Annotated in this window: 15 protein-coding genes; 8 read left to right on the top strand and 7 right to left on the bottom strand. The window is 62.7% G+C overall.

Translation table 11 applies throughout. From position 1 onward, the window contains the following. Positions 1–109 precede the first annotated feature (109 nt). Together EKA13_RS02370 and EKA13_RS02365 are read left to right on the top strand one after the other, a co-directional pair. Positions 110–2,893 (top strand): hybrid sensor histidine kinase/response regulator, encoded by a 2,784-nt coding sequence (locus EKA13_RS02370; protein WP_065757939.1) that lies wholly within the window; start codon positions 110–112, stop codon positions 2,891–2,893. A gap of 24 nt (positions 2,894–2,917) precedes the next feature. Then, positions 2,918–3,514 (top strand): MarC family protein, encoded by a 597-nt coding sequence (locus EKA13_RS02365; protein ID WP_065757938.1) that lies wholly within the window; start codon positions 2,918–2,920, stop codon positions 3,512–3,514. Here the strand turns inward: EKA13_RS02365 and EKA13_RS02360 are convergent. The 7 genes from EKA13_RS02360 to cobG form a co-directional block, all read right to left on the bottom strand. Beyond that, the gene (locus EKA13_RS02360; protein ID WP_065757937.1) at positions 3,511–4,143 is read right to left on the bottom strand and encodes a hypothetical protein; all 633 of its coding nucleotides are present in this window, start codon (positions 4,141–4,143) and stop codon (positions 3,511–3,513) included. The genes EKA13_RS02365 and EKA13_RS02360 overlap by 4 nt on opposite strands. Next, positions 4,136–4,840 carry a hypothetical protein gene (locus tag EKA13_RS02355; RefSeq protein ID WP_065757936.1) on the bottom strand — a complete coding sequence of 235 codons (705 nt, stop codon included), beginning with the start codon at positions 4,838–4,840 and terminating at the stop codon, positions 4,136–4,138. The genes EKA13_RS02360 and EKA13_RS02355 overlap by 8 nt, the downstream gene beginning before the upstream one ends. A 75-nt stretch (positions 4,841–4,915) precedes the next feature. After that, the gene (locus EKA13_RS02350; RefSeq protein ID WP_065757976.1) at positions 4,916–5,608 is read right to left on the bottom strand and encodes a hypothetical protein; all 693 of its coding nucleotides are present in this window, start codon (positions 5,606–5,608) and stop codon (positions 4,916–4,918) included. A gap of 108 nt (positions 5,609–5,716) precedes the next feature. Beyond that, positions 5,717–7,417: a precorrin-3B C(17)-methyltransferase gene (gene cobJ, locus EKA13_RS02345; RefSeq protein WP_065757935.1), complete on the bottom strand. Its 1,701-nt coding sequence runs from the start codon at positions 7,415–7,417 to the stop codon at positions 5,717–5,719. Next, on the bottom strand, positions 7,417–8,148 hold the full coding sequence (locus tag EKA13_RS02340) for a precorrin-2 C(20)-methyltransferase (protein ID WP_065757934.1): 732 nt from the start codon (positions 8,146–8,148) through the stop codon (positions 7,417–7,419). Before EKA13_RS02340 ends, cobJ begins: the two co-directional genes overlap by 1 nt. Beyond that, a complete protein-coding gene (locus EKA13_RS02335) occupies positions 8,148–8,774 on the bottom strand; it encodes a precorrin-8X methylmutase (RefSeq protein ID WP_065757933.1) in 627 nt (208 codons plus the stop codon). The genes EKA13_RS02340 and EKA13_RS02335 overlap by 1 nt, the downstream gene beginning before the upstream one ends. Beyond that, the gene (gene cobG, locus EKA13_RS02330; protein WP_065757932.1) at positions 8,767–10,095 is read right to left on the bottom strand and encodes a precorrin-3B synthase; all 1,329 of its coding nucleotides are present in this window, start codon (positions 10,093–10,095) and stop codon (positions 8,767–8,769) included. Before cobG ends, EKA13_RS02335 begins: the two co-directional genes overlap by 8 nt. Before the next feature lie 116 nt (positions 10,096–10,211). Between cobG and EKA13_RS02325 the strand changes: the two genes are divergently transcribed. The 6 genes from EKA13_RS02325 (at position 10,212) to EKA13_RS02300 (ending at position 14,669) form a co-directional block, all read left to right on the top strand. After that, positions 10,212–11,423, top strand: coding sequence for a bifunctional cobalt-precorrin-7 (C(5))-methyltransferase/cobalt-precorrin-6B (C(15))-methyltransferase (locus EKA13_RS02325; protein WP_065757931.1), 1,212 nt, complete (start codon positions 10,212–10,214; stop codon positions 11,421–11,423). Further along, on the top strand, positions 11,416–12,510 hold the full coding sequence (locus EKA13_RS02320; RefSeq protein WP_065757930.1) for a cobalt-precorrin-5B (C(1))-methyltransferase: 1,095 nt from the start codon (positions 11,416–11,418) through the stop codon (positions 12,508–12,510). The genes EKA13_RS02325 and EKA13_RS02320 overlap by 8 nt, the downstream gene beginning before the upstream one ends. Then, entirely contained in the window at positions 12,507–13,223 is a 717-nt protein-coding gene (locus EKA13_RS02315) for a cobalt-precorrin-6A reductase (RefSeq protein ID WP_065757929.1), read from the top strand. The genes EKA13_RS02320 and EKA13_RS02315 overlap by 4 nt, the downstream gene beginning before the upstream one ends. 118 nt (positions 13,224–13,341) lie before the next feature. After that, complete coding sequence (locus tag EKA13_RS02310) at positions 13,342–13,728, top strand: DUF2946 domain-containing protein (protein ID WP_065757928.1); 387 nt, start codon at positions 13,342–13,344, stop codon at positions 13,726–13,728. Between the two features lie 46 nt (positions 13,729–13,774). Then, entirely contained in the window at positions 13,775–14,245 is a 471-nt protein-coding gene (locus EKA13_RS02305; RefSeq protein ID WP_065757927.1) for a copper chaperone PCu(A)C, read from the top strand. A gap of 19 nt (positions 14,246–14,264) precedes the next feature. Next, positions 14,265–14,669 carry a DUF2946 domain-containing protein gene (locus tag EKA13_RS02300; RefSeq protein ID WP_065757926.1) on the top strand — a complete coding sequence of 135 codons (405 nt, stop codon included), beginning with the start codon at positions 14,265–14,267 and terminating at the stop codon, positions 14,667–14,669. Positions 14,670–14,698 lie beyond the last annotated feature (29 nt).

Here is a 14,698-nt window from a genome sequence, read left to right as displayed (position 1 = left end):
ACGCCTGGCGTACCCGACCAGACGACAAGGCCCCGCGCGGGCCTTGCCTTCGTCTCGGCCCGCCGCGCATAGTGGTACCCCGGCATTCAGCTAAGGAAGGGATTTCGTCGTGCGTTGGCTCAGGATTGCCATTGGCCTCACCGTCAGCCTGCTGACCCTGTTCTGCCTGTTTCCGGCGTCTGCCGAACATAGCGGTGGCTGGGCCGTTTTGCTTGACGAGCAAGCCAACCTGCAACTGAGCGATGTACGCTCCGAACGCTACCGAAACCAGTTCAGCCCTATCCAGATCAGCCGACTCAACGCTGCCGCCCCCAATCACGCACTGTGGTTGCACTATCGGCTACCCCCGGGCGAGAACGAACAACTGTTGCGTGTCTTCGCTCCGGACTTGTCCAGCCTTGATCTGTATGTGCTGGATGGCAACGTGCTGCTAAAGCAGTCTCTCAACGGCCGCGTCGGTGACACCAGCGAACCCGTGCTGCGTAGCAGTGACCACTTGTTACGACTGCCCACCAGTGCAAAGCCACTGGATGTCTATCTACGGCTGGTTTCCGAACACCAGTTGCGCCCCGACATAACCCTGCAACCTGCTGCCGAAGCCGCCGCCGACCAGCGTGAAGCCGTAATGTTCGGCCTGCTGTTCGGTTGCATTGGCATGCTGATACTGCACAACCTCGCCCGTTTCGCCTATTCACGCTCAACCACCAGCCTGGCACTGGCCGCGTATCAGGGCCTGATGCTGTTCAGCGCACTGATTCTGCTGAACCTCGGCAGCCCCTGGATCAACCTCTGGCATTCTGCCCAAACCCCTGCGGCGTACCTGACAGCGCTGTTGGCAACGCTGTGCGGCCTGGTCTTTACCGCTCGTTTTTTCAATGGCTTCGATCAGCCTCGCCTGACTCGCCTGCTGCAGGCAGACCTGCTCCTGATCAGCCTCTGCGGCCTGGTGCTGCTGTTTGTCGATACCCTGCCGCTGAACCTGATGACCTACGCCCTGATGGCGTTAGGCAGCCTGAGCATGCTGTTGGTGGCCAGCTATCAATGCTACAAGGGGTATGCGCCAGCCAGGCTGCTCACCTTGGCCATGCTGGTGTTCAACATCGGCTGCCTGGTCGTGCTCCCGGCCTTGCTGGTGCTCACACGTACGCCGACCCAATGGTTACTGTTCATCCTGCTCGGGCTGACCGCGCTCAGTGGCTTGCTGCTGAACATGGCCGTCAGTGAGCGCTTGCGTACCATCAGAGAAGCGCGCTTCAGTGCCAGCCGCGCATTGGCCGCGAGCAATGCAGAGGTCAACGCCAAGGCCGAGTTTCTCGCCAGGATCAGCCATGAAATCCGCACGCCCATGAACGGTGTGCTGGGCATGACTGAACTGCTGCTGGGCACTCCGCTGTCGGTCAAGCAGCGTGACTACGTACAAACCATTCATAGCGCCGGCAACGAACTGCTTACCCTGATCAACGAAATCCTCGACATCTCCAAGCTGGAGTCCGGGCAGATCGAACTCGACGACGTGCAGTTCGACCTCAATGCCCTGATCGAAGATTGCCTGGGTATCTTCAGGGCCAAGGCCGAACAGCAGAATGTGGAGTTGATCAGCTTCACCCAGCCGCAAGTTCCCCGGGTTATCAGTGGCGACCCGACACGCCTGCGCCAGGCCCTGCTGGGCTTGTTGGAGAATGCGCTGAAGACGGTCGATCAGGGCGAAATTCTACTGGTGATCGCCCTGGACCAACGTACTGACACTCCTCGCTTGCGCATTGCCGTACAGGACAGCGGCCAACCGATGGCCGACAGTGATCGCGATGCCTTGCTGCAAGCCGAGCTGAACAGCCGGCACTACCTCTCCGAAAGCAAGCTGGGCGGGCATCTGGGCCTGGTCATCGCCAAGCAGTTGGTCACCTTGATGCACGGCGAGTTCGGCATCAAGACCAGCACCAATCAGGGCAACACCCTCTGGATAACCCTGCCGCTGGATCCTCAGCGCCTGGAACAACCCGCCGCCGACCTGGACGGCCCGCTGCGTGACGCCCGCGTGCTGGTGGTGGATGACAACGACACCTGCCGAAAAGTACTGGTACAGCAGTGCAGTGCCTGGGGCATGAACGTCAGTGCCGTGCCATCAGGCAAGGAAGCGCTGGCCCTGCTGCGCACCAAGGCCCATCTGCGGGACTACTTCGATGCAGTACTGCTCGACCAGAACATGCCAGGCATGACCGGGATGCAACTTGCCGCCAAAATCAAGGAAGACCCGAGCCTGAACCACGACATCCTGTTGATCATGCTCACCGGCATCAGCAATGCGCCAAGCAAGATCATCGCGCGCAACGCCGGGGTCAAGCGGATCCTGGCCAAGCCTGTGGCCGGCTATACCCTCAAGACGACCCTGGCCGAGGAACTCAGCCAGCGGGCCAAAGGGCCACACCTGCCGCACGCCGCATCGTTCAGCTATCAGCCACTGCAGATGCCCAGCGACTTTCGCATCCTGGTTGCCGAAGACAACAGCATTTCGACCAAGGTCATTCGGGGCATGCTGGGCAAGCTCAACCTGGAGCCCGACACGGCCAGCAACGGTGAAGAGGCTTTGGCGGCAATGAAAGCTCAGCGCTACGACCTGGTCCTGATGGATTGCGAAATGCCCGTGCTGGACGGTTTTTCCGCCACCCAGCAGTTGCGCGCCTGGGAAGCCAACACCCAACGCAAACGCACGCCGGTGGTCGCCCTGACCGCGCATATCCTTGCCGAGCACAAGGAGCGTGCACGCCTGTCGGGCATGGACGGGCATATGGCCAAGCCCGTTGAGCTGTCACAACTGCGTGAACTGATCGAACAATGGGTGGCCCGCCGAGAACAAGAGGCCAGCCAGGCGACAGGCACTGATACACTTCGTTGAGTCCATCTGCCGCGAGCCCACGCCATGCTTCATGAGTTGTTCAGCGTTTACCTGAAAATGCTCGTGCTCTACAGCCCGTTCTTTGTTCTGTCCTGTTTCATCAGCCTGACCCGTGGCTACTCCAGCAAGGAGCGCAAGCACCTGGCCTGGAAAGTCGCCATTGGCGTGCTCGTCTCCAGCGTTCTGCTGTACCTGTTCGGACGGGTAATCTTCGGCATCTTCGGTATCACCGCCGATGCCTTTCGCATTGGTGCGGGCAGCGTACTGTTCATTTCCGCACTGGGCATGGCACAGGGCAAGTCTGCGGTGCAGACCGACAGCGTGCAGCAGGACGTCACCATCGTGCCACTGACCATACCGCTGACGGTCGGCCCAGGTACCATCGGTGCGCTGCTGGTGATGGGGGTTGGTCAACCGCACTGGGACGACAAACTGCTGGCCATCGTCAGTATCGCTGCAGCCAGCCTCACGGTCGGCCTGGTGCTCTACCTGTCCAACCGCATCGAACGCCTGCTCGGCGACCAGGGCCTGCAGATCGTCAGCCGGTTGATGGGGCTGTTCGTCTGCGCCCTGGCGGCGCAAATCATCTTTACCGGGATAAAGGGCTACCTACTCCCTTAGAGTTCCAGGCTGAGGATTTCTTTCTGCAGGACACTACTCAACCTCGCCAAAACCCTGTCGCGGTGTGTGTGCTCGAAACCGCGCGTGTTGAAGCGCACCAGTTCTGCCCGCGCGGATGAAACAGTTTTGCTCGATTGAAACAGAAAACCGCGGCTCTGCTCCGAGATGTTGAGCGTTTCATGGTACAGCACCATGTCGACCACGCCCGAAGCCCCCTGGCTACAGGGGATTAGCTGGAAGTAGGCATAGTCAAGGTTCCTTGAGCGGCTCTCGAACAGCGACAAGGCGTTGCCGTTCTTTTCCAGCGCTTCAAGCGAACGCCGACTCGCCTCGGCATAAGGCCTTCCGGCCACCTGGGAAATCTTTTCCAGCGCCTGATCGACTACGCGCTGTCGACTCGGGTCAGGGCGATACGTCGCGTCGGCCGGGGTCGCATCCCAGCCAAAGTACTTCAACTGGTTCTTATAGTAGCTGTACCAGTCTTCCACCTGACCATCCTTATAGGCACTCAAGGCTGCACGCTGTGCAAACAGGGTTGCCAACTGCACAGACTCCCGCTGCTGGGCAGGCACACCCGGCAGAAACGAAACCACACTGGCCCCCACCACCGATGCTTGAATGTTATCCATGAGTGATCGCTCCTTGAATGGATTCAACCTTGCGGGTGTACGGGAACACTTGGCGCTTATCGGCCATCAAACACTCAAGTTTCTGGCGATAAGGCTCATAGAGACGCAACTCCAACTGGGCATGAAACCCCTGAAGGCGGGTCTCGCCAGTCAGCGACTGGGCCGCCAGCGGCTCAACCAGCCAATGCTCGCCAGGCACCTGCTCCGTGTCCAGGACAACGCTGTTGAACAACACGACGGGCCCCGTCTGAACCACACCAACCTCCAGCGCTATACGGGTAACCGTGCTGGCCTCAAGTGGTTGCACGACCTGCTGGCGCAGCGCGTCCAAACCCTGTAGGTCCGACGCTTGGCGCATGGCCTCGACACCTTTCGCCAGCACCTCATGGAACGCTGGGTACTGGCTGGCAAGTTGTGCCTGAATCGGTTGAACAGGCGCGATGGGCGCTAGCGCCGAAACCGTTTCTACCGTTTGATGCTGCTGTGTCAGTAACCAGCCGCGATCCGTCAGGGCTGTCCGATACGCGCGATACCACGCCTTATGTTCAGTAAAGCGCGAGCCTGCGCGCTTGTTTGCCAGCAATTGTGCGTACAGGTGCGAATCCAGTACCGCCTGCCGCTCAGCGCCCTCAACCTGTGGCGCTACAAACAACAGGCTGCCGCCGTTGATCCAAAGGGTATAACCGTCAACATCCATGCTCACCTCCTCGTCTGGATAGTCTCCCGTGCAGAGATGAGCCGAACAGCGGCTCATCTCGCCGACGACATATCGTCAGATGTCGTAGTCCAGGATCTTGGCCAGCGCACGATCACCCAGTTGCTGCTCGATGCGCGCACGCACGCGATCATAGATCACCTTGTTGAAGGACAGTGCCGCAGTGCCTTTATAGGTTTCGGAAGAAGCCGAATCCCAGTCAAAAAACAGCACATCCACATCATGAGTGGAGGCTCGACGCTGAATGGCACCCATGGCCATGACCACCTCACCATCGGCGGTCTCGATGCACGAAGCCACACCCACAACCGCAGCCGCCTTTTGGTTCACGTTACGCTTGAACAGCGACAAGGCCTGATCGCTTTTGGGCAGGCCACCAATCGCCTTGCGCGCCAGATCCCCGAGTACCGCTACCGCTGGGGCACCCGGTACTGCAGCAGCAGCGGCTGCCTGGACAGCCTTGACCACCACGTTCGAGAGCTTGATCGACTGACCGGAGGTCGTTTCCTTTTCGTAGGTGCGATGCGCAGTTACCCAGCCACAATCTTGCATGACCTTCAGGAACTGATTGAACCAGGCCTCTCCCTGAGTCGTCGGGTCAAACAGTTTGTTGCTCGCCAGCGAGGCAAACAGGTAAGCGTTTTTGGCGTCATTACGGCTTTGCAGGGAGATGCCGGCGCCGAATGCAACCAGCGAACTTTCCACTACCGCTGCAGAATCGATGCTCAGTAATTCGTTTTTATCGCTCATGATTGAATAGTCCTTGTCTTGATTGGGAAACCCCTTCATTGGGATTTCCCGATCACACTACTCAAACAGCCGATGGCGGGTCAGGAGCGAAAACTTTCCTCAGCAGGATCAGCCTTGCTCGGGGTACCAGCGTGGCGTGTACACCCATTGGCCGCCCTCAGGACGAGGGAACACGCAGGTGGTGGACGACCCCACCAACACCATGGTGCGCATGTCCACCTGCTCAGGGGTCAGCTCCCCGAGGGTGATGGCGCGCAATGTTTGCCCCGGCCTACCGATATCACGGCCAAGGACTACAGGCGTCTGCGCCGTACGGTGCTGACGTACGATTTCCAGGGCACGCCCCAGTTGCCAAGGCCGCGAACGCGAAATCGGGTTATAGAAAGCCAGCGCCAGGTCTGCCTGAGCCGCCAGGTCGAGGCGTTTCTCGATAATCGACCACGGCTTGAGGTTGTCCGACAGCGACAGCACACAGAAGTCATGGCCCAATGGCGCACCCGCTTGAGCGGCGGTGGCCAGCGAGGCTGAAACCCCCGGCAGGATCTCCAGGTCAACCGCATGCCAGGCCGGGTCGTCTGACTCATGAAGGGCTTCCAGTACCGCTGAGGCCATGGCGAACACGCCGGGGTCACCCGACGATACCACCACCACCGAACGGCCCTGGACCGCCAACTCGAACGCGTGACGCGCGCGCTGCATCTCTTCGCGGTTATCGGTGCAATGCAGCACCTGATCGTCGCGGAACGGGCCGGCCATACGCACGTAGGTCTCGTACCCCAGCACATCGTTGGCGCGGGCCAACTCGGCCTTGACCGCCGGCACCATGAACTGCGCAGCACCTGGCCCCAGGCCAATCACCGCCAGTCGACCACGGGCACGGCCTATCGACTGAACGTCGATAGGCTGACTGGCCACGGCAATCGCAATGCCGTCACCCATCGCCTGAGGCAGCAGCAGTTGAGGCAGGGCCTGTGCCGCCAGTGCCACAACACTGTCAGCCGCCGGGGCGAAACGCAAGGCAACGCCCAACTCAGCCGCGGCATCACGCAGCGCCGGGCTGCTCATCTCGCTGTCTGCCGCCAACAGGCAGGCCAGCGCGGGCTCCGCGATCTTCGCCGCCTGCAGGGCAGCGCGCACGGCCTGAGCCGGTTCCGGCACTGTTGCGCTGATTGCCACCAATACGCAGCGCGGATGGATCAACAGCTCATGGGGCGAAGGCTCACGGGCTTCACAGCCGACATGGATCGAACGCTGCGCCTGTTCATCGTGCGGCAGTTGGGCTTGAGCCAACCAAGGCGCAGCCCCTTCAATACGCACCGGCTCACCAGCCAGCAGGTCGGAGACAAAGCGCTTACCCAGCTCAAGATCAGCCAAGGCATAACCACTGGGCGGGTTGAGCAGGCAGGTGCCAAAGCGCAATTCTCCACTGGTGGTGATCGCCGCCGCGACGCCCAGGCCGGCGGCAATTTCACGGGCCATTACGTTGACGCCACCCAGCCCCCCCAGCAACGGCACCACGGCGCTACCATCTTCGGCCACGGCCAGCACCGGAGGCTCAGCGCCCTTCTCCAGCAACAGGTCGGCCAAGGTACGGATGACAATACCAGCGGCGCACAGGGCGATAATCGGCGTGTCCTGCTGATACAGCTGGCGCAGGGTCTGGCCGAACGCCTGATAACTCAGGTCGGCACCCTCGACCCGGCCCGCGAGGCCATGGATAAGGGCGTCGGGATACACCTGCTGGATTTTCCGGGCAGTGGCCAGGCTGCCCTTGCCGAGAATCACGATGGCCGGAGCCTTGCGCGCCATCACCCTTGCCACCTCTCACCCGGCACGATAATCAGCGAGAAATAAGGTGACGATTGCGGGTCGACCTCATCCAGCGCGACGATCTTCTGATTGGCCATGGTCGCCCGCTCGACATACAACGCACGCTCGGCCAGCCCCAGTTCGCTCAGCACCTGACGGACCTTGGGGAAGTTGCGCCCCAGCTTCATGATCACTGCCGCATCGGCATCGGCCAGGCGGCGCTTGAGTTCTTCGTGTGGCAACACGCCCGAGAGAACCGACAGGCTCTGGTTGCGATACACCAGCGGCGCGCCCAACACAGAAGCACCGCCCAGCATCGAGCAGACACCCGGCACCACCTGTGCGTCGTAACGCTCGGCAAGGCGGTCGTGCAGGTACATGTATGAGCCGTAGAAGAACGGATCGCCTTCGCAGATCACTGCCACATCGCGACCGGCATCCAGGTGCGCCGCCACGTCAAGGCTGGCCTGATCGTAGAAATCGCTGATGACCTGCTCATAGGACAATGGCGCTGGCAGTGCTTCGGTGGTCACCGGATAGACCAGTGGCAACAGGGTCTGGGCATCCTGCAAATGCGCTTCGATAATGCCGAATGCGTTGCCACGCTTACCCTTGGCAACAAAGTACGCCACCACCGGCGCCTCGCGCAGCAGGCGCAAGGCCTTGACGGTGATCAGCTCCGGATCACCCGGGCCGACGCCCAGGCCAAGCAAACGTCCACGAGCCTGCATCACTCCACCTCCGTGGCCAGGGCGTTGACCGCCGCTGCGGCCATGGCGCTGCCGCCACGGCGGCCTTCGACGATCACAAACGGCACGCCACGGCTATCAGCGGCGAGCATGGCCTTGGACTCGGCAGCACCGACAAAGCCCACCGGGAACCCCAGGATCAGCGCGGGCTTGGGCGCCCCGGCATCAATCATTTCCAACAGGTAGAACAAGGCGGTGGGGGCATTGCCAATCACCACCACACTGCCTTCCAGGAAAGGGCGCCACAGCTCCAGCGCCACCGCCGAGCGGGTGTTGCCCAGCTCGCGGGCCAGGTCCGGCACGCTGTCGTCCTTGAGGGTACAGATCACCTCGTTGTTAGCCGGCAGGCGCGCACGGGTAATGCCTTCGGCAACCATCCGCGCATCACAGAGAATCGGCGCACCCGCCGCCAGCGCATCGCGCCCGGCCTTGCCCGCACCCGGGGAGAAACGCAGGGCATCAACCACCTCGACCATGCCGCACGCGTGAATCACCCGCACCGCGAGCTTTTCCAGGTCAGCCGGAATCCGCTCAAGACGGGCTTCCTGGCGAATGATGGCGAAGGAGTTGCGATAAATCTCCTGGCCGTCGCGGATGTAATCAATCATCGATGTTGCTCCATAAGCGGGTGTCCAGATAAACGCCCGCTTCTTCTATTGTCAGATTGCGCCCGCTGAGGACGCCCAGGCCCGGCTGCGCCGGGTCGTGAAAATACAGGTCGTAATGACCGGGGCCCACGGCCAGCAGCGTGGCTGGCGCGGCATGGGCCATGGCACAGGAGCGCTGGCAGCCGCTGAGGTGAACAGCACCAAGCGCTCCCGATCGGGACAGCAGCGGGGCCAGCCGCTGGGCATCGCCCTTGGTGTCGGACAGCGCCTTGGCGCAGCCCGTCGAACCGGTGCACGCGACCAGTCGGGCCAAGGGTTCACGCACGTCACACAGCAACCCCAATGCGCTCAAACCGGCCACGGCCGCCGAGGCCTGCTCCACGGCGACGTTCGGCAACAGCACACCCTGCCACGGCGTCATGCGCAAGCTACCGTCACCCCACTCGCGCGCAAGCCGCGCAACACCACGCAATTGCTCGACACTCAACCGCCCCAATGGGGCCACTGCACAGACGGCCGCATGATCAGGCTGAAGCTGTGGGTAGACTCCCAGCGGCTGGGCAAGGTCACCCACGCCCCTGCGCCACTGGCGAACGGCAACATCGCGCCGTAGCGTCAGGGGCAAACGGGCAACGAACGCCTCCACGTCCATTGTCGCCAACAACTGGCGCATACGCGCCTGCTCAGGCGAAGCCAGATCAAGAAAGGTGTTCAGTACCGCCAGCACCAGCGCATGCCCTTGTGCCAACGGCACCGCGCCCAATGCGCCGTCCTCACTCGGGCACCCTGCCAGCCCGAATGCCAGCCAGGGCTGACCTTCCAGGCTCAGTGCCGATAGCCACAGGTCATGAGGGTGACGGAGCATGGCCATCGCTTCACCGCCATCCAGCTGCACGGCGAACTTGGGTGAGAGTTGCTGAAAACGTGGGCTGCTTTGCAACGAATCGAGAATCTGCCGGGCCAATGGCCGGGTATCGAACAGCATGGCGCGGTCCAGGCCCGCCGTTGGGCTGAGCATCAGGTTGCGCACATCATCACCGGCCATCTGGGTCGGCCCCAGGCCCGCCGCGAGCAAACAGGCAATCAACGCGTCGCGCTCGGTGCCGATGCCGCGAATCTGCAGGTTGCTGCGGTTGGTCAGCTCGATCACTCCGATGGCAAAACGCTCGGCCGCCTCGGCCACCGCATCAGCCTGGCCGGCACTGATTTCGCCGCCATTGAGCTTGATCCGGGAAATACCGCCATCCAGCGCCTGGACGATGCGCCACAACCCCGGACAGGCCGAGGGGCGTAACGCAGGGGACGGCTGTAGCTCGTTCAAAAGATCACCCGATAATCGTCAAAAGGCGCTGGTCGTTGGAAGGCGCGGTATTATGCCTGCTTTGTCCGGCAGCAGGATAAGCCTGCTGGTCGGATTGGCAGTGTAGAGGATGCGGCATGGCCCCCTGGCTCACCCTGGTAGGAATCGGCGAAGACGGCTTCAACGGCCTCGGCAAGCAAGCCCGCAGGGCGCTGCTCGGCGCTGCGCGGGTGTTTGGCAGCCCACGGCAGTTGGCCTTGCTGCCACGCTGCATCGGCGCTGAACGCGAGCCCTGGCCTAGCCCGTTTTCCTTGACGCCGTTGTTGGCGCTGCGCGGTGAAGCGGTGTGTGTATTGGCCAGTGGCGACCCCATGCTGTATGGCGTGGGCGCTAGCCTGGCACGTCAGGTCACGGCCAGTGAAATGACCGTGCTACCGGCACCGTCTTCCTGTTCGCTGGCGGCGGCCCGGCTCGGCTGGCCGCTGCAAGACGTTGTCACCCTCTCGGTCGTCGCTCGCCCGGTCGCCGCGGTGGCCGCTCACCTCTATACCGGTCAGCGCCTGCTGGTGCTGAGCAACGACGCCAGCAGCCCTGCAGCGCTGGCCGAACTGCTGCGTGCCCGAGGCTTTGGCGCCAGCCGCATGGTGGTGCTGGAGCACTTGGGTGGCCCGCTGGAGCGCCAACACGAAGGGCATGCCAATACCTGGTCCAACCCGGACGTGGCAGCACTGAATGTCGTTGCCATCGACTGCCAGGCCGACCCCGACGCGCCGCGCCTGTCGCCCTTGGCCGGCCTGCCGGATTCCGCCTTTCGTCATGATGGCCAGATCACCAAGCGCGATGTACGCGCCATCACCCTCGCCCGGCTCGCCCCGCAACCTGGCGAACTGCTCTGGGACGTTGGCGCCGGCAGCGGCTCCATCGGCATCGAATGGATGCGCGCGCATCCCAGTTGCCGGGCTCTGGCCATTGAGGCCGACGAAGGCCGCCAACAGCTGATTGAACACAACCGCGATGCACTCGGCGTACCCGGCCTGCAACTGATCCGCGGGCGCGCACCGCACGCGCTGGCAGGCCTGGAGCAGCCCGATGCAATCTTCATCGGCGGCGGTGTCACCCGTGAGGGTGTGCTGCAGCACTGCTGGAATCAGTTGCGCCCCGGGGGCCGCCTGGTCGCCAACGCCGTGACCCTGCAAAGTGAGGCCACCCTGGCCGACTGGCGTGAGCGCCACGGCGGCGAACTGACCCGTATTCACATCGCCCAGGCGCAGCCGCTGGGTGAGTTCGACACGTGGCGCCAGGCGCTCCCCATTACCCTGCTCGATCTGGTCAAACCCCTCGATGCGTGACGAAACGGCCGAACAACCCGCGCCACTGCGCAGTGGCCTGACCACCGGTAGCTGCGCCACAGCCACCAGCCTGGCGGCGGCTCGCCTGTTGCTGACGGGGCAAGCCAGTGATGCGGTGCAGATCACCCTGCCCAAGGGCAAGGTCGTGCAGATGCGCCTGGAGTTCTGCCGTTTGCTCGACGATGGCGCCGAAGCGGGAACCCTCAAGGATGCCGGTGACGACCCGGATGTCACCCACGGTGCGCTGCTCTACAGCCGCGTTCGCCTGCAAGCACAGCCGGGCGTACGGTTTGTCGCGGGCAGCGGCGTCGGCACCGTGACCCGCCCCGGGCTGGTGCTGGCGGTGGGCGAGCCAGCCATCAATCCTGTGCCTCGGAAGATGATGACTGAACACCTGCAACGGCTGGCAGAGGAAGCCGCCTACGCCGGAGGGTTTGAAGTGACTGTGAATGTCCGCGATGGCGAAAACCTCGCCTTGAAAACCATGAACCCACGCCTGGGGATTCTCGGCGGGCTGTCGATTCTCGGTACCAGCGGCATCGTCCGACCGTTTTCCTGCGCAGCCTACATCGCCTCGATTCATCAAGGCATCGATGTCGCCAGAACCAACGGTTACCTGCACATCGCAGCCTGCACCGGCAATGCCAGTGAAGACACCATGCGCCAGTACTACAACTTGCCGGAAATCGCCCTGATCGAAATGGGCGACTTCGTCGGTGCGGTGCTCAAGCACCTGCGCAAGGTGCCTGTGGACAAGCTGAGTATCTGCGGGGGGTTCGGCAAGATCAGCAAGCTGGCCGCCGGGCACATGGACCTGCACAGCCGCCACTCCAGTATCGACCTGCCACAGTTGGCCGGGTGGGCCGCTGCCATTGGTGCCGACGCCGAGCTACAGGCGGCCATCATCCAGGCCAACACCAGCCAGCAGGCGCTAGCGCTGGCTCACGCGGCGGGCGTAGCCTTGGGCGATGCCGTCTGCGCTCATGCCCGGGCCTTCGCGCAAACCATCGTCCCACCCCAGGTGCAGGTGGAAGTCTTCGCCATCGACCGCCAAGGCGGCATTGTCGGCCAGGCGGGTGTGCAATGAGCCCACGTATCCTGCTGCTCGGAGGCGTCACCGAAGCCTTGGCCATAGCGCGTCAACTGGGCCCCGAGCACGTCTACAGCCTGGCGGGGGTTGGGCGCGTGCCACAGGATCTGCCCTGCCAGGTGCGCGTTGGCGGGTACGGCGGCGCACAAGGTCTGGCGGCGTACCTACAGGCAGAAGGCATCCGCCTGCTGATCGACGCCACACACCCGTACGCCGCACAAATCAGCCACAACGCGGTTCTCGCGGCCAAGCAGGTGGGCATTCCGTGCTGGGCACTGCGTCGCACGGCCTGGCAAGCACAACCTGGAGATGACTGGCGTGAAGTGGCCGACTGGGGCGAACTGATGCAGGCGCTGGCCCCCTTCCAGCGCCCGCTGTTCACCCTGGGCCGCGAGCCGTTGCAGCACCTGGACGAGATACCGTCCCAGCAATTCTGGACCCTGCGCGCACTGGAGAGCTGCCTTGGCAACGAGCACTGCGAAATCATCGGTGCACGCGGGCCGTTCTGCATCGACGACGAACGTGCCTTGTTTGAGCGTCGGCAGATCGACGTGCTGATCAGCAAGAACAGTGGCAGCAGCGCCACCGAGCCCAAACTGGACGTGGCGCGCGAGCGCGGGGTGCCGGTGTTGATTCTCAAGCGCCCGGCATTGCCGGAGGCAGACCGCCTGTTCTGGTCGACACAGGCATTGCTGGAGGCGCTGCGTTAAACGCCCGGTCAGTCCGGCAGGCTCAGCCTGCGGCACTTCATCGCACCCGGGCTTTTGTACTTATACTGGCACTTCTGGCTAAATGGCCAACACTCACGATTCCTGACCGGATCTTTCCATGCCACGACAACGGCTTGCCTATGCCTGGATCGCCTGCATCGCCGTATTGGTGAACATGCTGGCGATGCCGTTGTCTGCGGCAGCCCCCAAGGGGCAAGCCGAGCAACTGCTCTGGGGGGCGTTCTGCTCTGGCAGCGGTACGCAGTTGGTAGCGATTTCGCTGGGCCAGACCGAGCCCGGGCCGGCGAATGACGATCATTCCGTGATGCAGCACTGCTGGTGCTGCTCCGGATCGGCACCCGTGCTGGCGCTACCGGCACAAGCACCGCGACTGCTGTTGCCCGAACAGGCGTTTGGCATACCGCAACCCCTGTTCAGCACGCTTCAGCCAACACCGCGGCAATTGTGGCCCGCCCTCAATCCTCGTGCCCCACCTCTGGTTTGATTCTCTACGCTATCCGTTGCGAAACCGAATCGACTGGAGAACTACCATGCTATTGAAAGCCTTTGCCCTGGCCGCCCTGTTGCTGCCGGTGACGTTTGCCAACGCCCATGAATACACTAAGGGCGATCTGCACATCGCGCACCCATGGTCGCAAGAACTACCGCCCAACGCGCCCAATGTGGCGGCCTATTTCGTTGTTCACAACAAGGGCAACAACGCCGACCGCCTACTCAGCGTCGCCTCCCCCATCAGCGACAATGCCGAGCTGCACGAGCACCTGATGAAGGACGGCCTGATGAAGATGCAGCAGGTGCCTAGCGTCGTCGTTCCCGCCGGCAGCGACCTGGTCTTCGCCCCTGGCGCCTATCACGTCATGCTCATGCAACCCAAGGACCGCAGCCTGCTGCGCGACGGCAAGCGCTTTCCACTCACACTGCATTTTGAGAAAGCCGGCGATATCACGGTTGAGGTCGCGGTACAGAAGCAGCCGCCCGAAGAGGCTGCCCACAGCCATTGATCGCTGACGCGTCCCCGCGATGAGCACCTTGCGCCAACGCCAGATCCGGCCCGCATCACCTCGCGGCAGCTGGCTGAGCCTGTTCGCCATGTTGATGATCTTCATCGGCCCACTGATTTCTCAGTCGATGCCGATGGATCATCGTGCCTCCATGCCTGCGGGCATGGAGATGGCCTGTCACGAGGGTGCTCAGGCGACCAGCGCACACAAGGCCTCACCGTCACTGCACGTCCTGTGGGAGAAGTGCGGCTACTGCAGCCTGTTCTTCCACTGCCCGGCCCTGCCCCAGACGCACAGCCTGCTGGACAGCACCGTCACACCGGCCAGCACAGGGCTGATCGTCCAGCCTCGCCAAGGCCATGCCCGCCAAGCGATCTTCCCCGGCGCTCGAACCCGCGCTCCGCCTACCTCGTTTTCAGTCTGAACCCACTTGTTATCGAACTCGGCCCGGGC

It is taken from the genome of Pseudomonas defluvii (genome assembly GCF_001695625.1).
In the GTDB taxonomy this organism is placed as follows: domain Bacteria; phylum Pseudomonadota; class Gammaproteobacteria; order Pseudomonadales; family Pseudomonadaceae; genus Aquipseudomonas; species Aquipseudomonas defluvii.
The sequence above is the reverse complement of the archived record's forward strand: the minus strand, read 5'-3'. Positions and strand labels throughout refer to the sequence as shown.

Excerpts from the sequence above, each read along its gene's own strand:
- EKA13_RS02340 (WP_065757934.1), bottom strand. The coding sequence starts at position 8,148 with ATGCAGGCTCGTGGACGTTTGCTTGGCCTGGGCGTCGGCCCGGGTGAT.
- EKA13_RS02310 (WP_065757928.1), top strand. The coding sequence starts at position 13,342 with ATGCCACGACAACGGCTTGCCTATGCCTGGATCGCCTGCATCGCCGTA.
- EKA13_RS02355 (WP_065757936.1), bottom strand. The coding sequence starts at position 4,840 with ATGGATGTTGACGGTTATACCCTTTGGATCAACGGCGGCAGCCTGTTG.
- EKA13_RS02365 (WP_065757938.1), top strand. The coding sequence starts at position 2,918 with ATGCTTCATGAGTTGTTCAGCGTTTACCTGAAAATGCTCGTGCTCTAC.
- cobJ (WP_065757935.1), bottom strand. The coding sequence starts at position 7,417 with ATGGCGCGCAAGGCTCCGGCCATCGTGATTCTCGGCAAGGGCAGCCTG.
- EKA13_RS02300 (WP_065757926.1), top strand. The coding sequence starts at position 14,265 with ATGAGCACCTTGCGCCAACGCCAGATCCGGCCCGCATCACCTCGCGGC.
- EKA13_RS02315 (WP_065757929.1), top strand. The coding sequence starts at position 12,507 with ATGAGCCCACGTATCCTGCTGCTCGGAGGCGTCACCGAAGCCTTGGCC.
- EKA13_RS02350 (WP_065757976.1), bottom strand. The coding sequence starts at position 5,608 with ATGAGCGATAAAAACGAATTACTGAGCATCGATTCTGCAGCGGTAGTG.
- EKA13_RS02335 (WP_065757933.1), bottom strand. The coding sequence starts at position 8,774 with ATGATTGATTACATCCGCGACGGCCAGGAGATTTATCGCAACTCCTTC.
- EKA13_RS02305 (WP_065757927.1), top strand. The coding sequence starts at position 13,775 with ATGCTATTGAAAGCCTTTGCCCTGGCCGCCCTGTTGCTGCCGGTGACG.
- EKA13_RS02320 (WP_065757930.1), top strand. The coding sequence starts at position 11,416 with ATGCGTGACGAAACGGCCGAACAACCCGCGCCACTGCGCAGTGGCCTG.
- EKA13_RS02325 (WP_065757931.1), top strand. The coding sequence starts at position 10,212 with ATGGCCCCCTGGCTCACCCTGGTAGGAATCGGCGAAGACGGCTTCAAC.
- EKA13_RS02360 (WP_065757937.1), bottom strand. The coding sequence starts at position 4,143 with ATGGATAACATTCAAGCATCGGTGGTGGGGGCCAGTGTGGTTTCGTTT.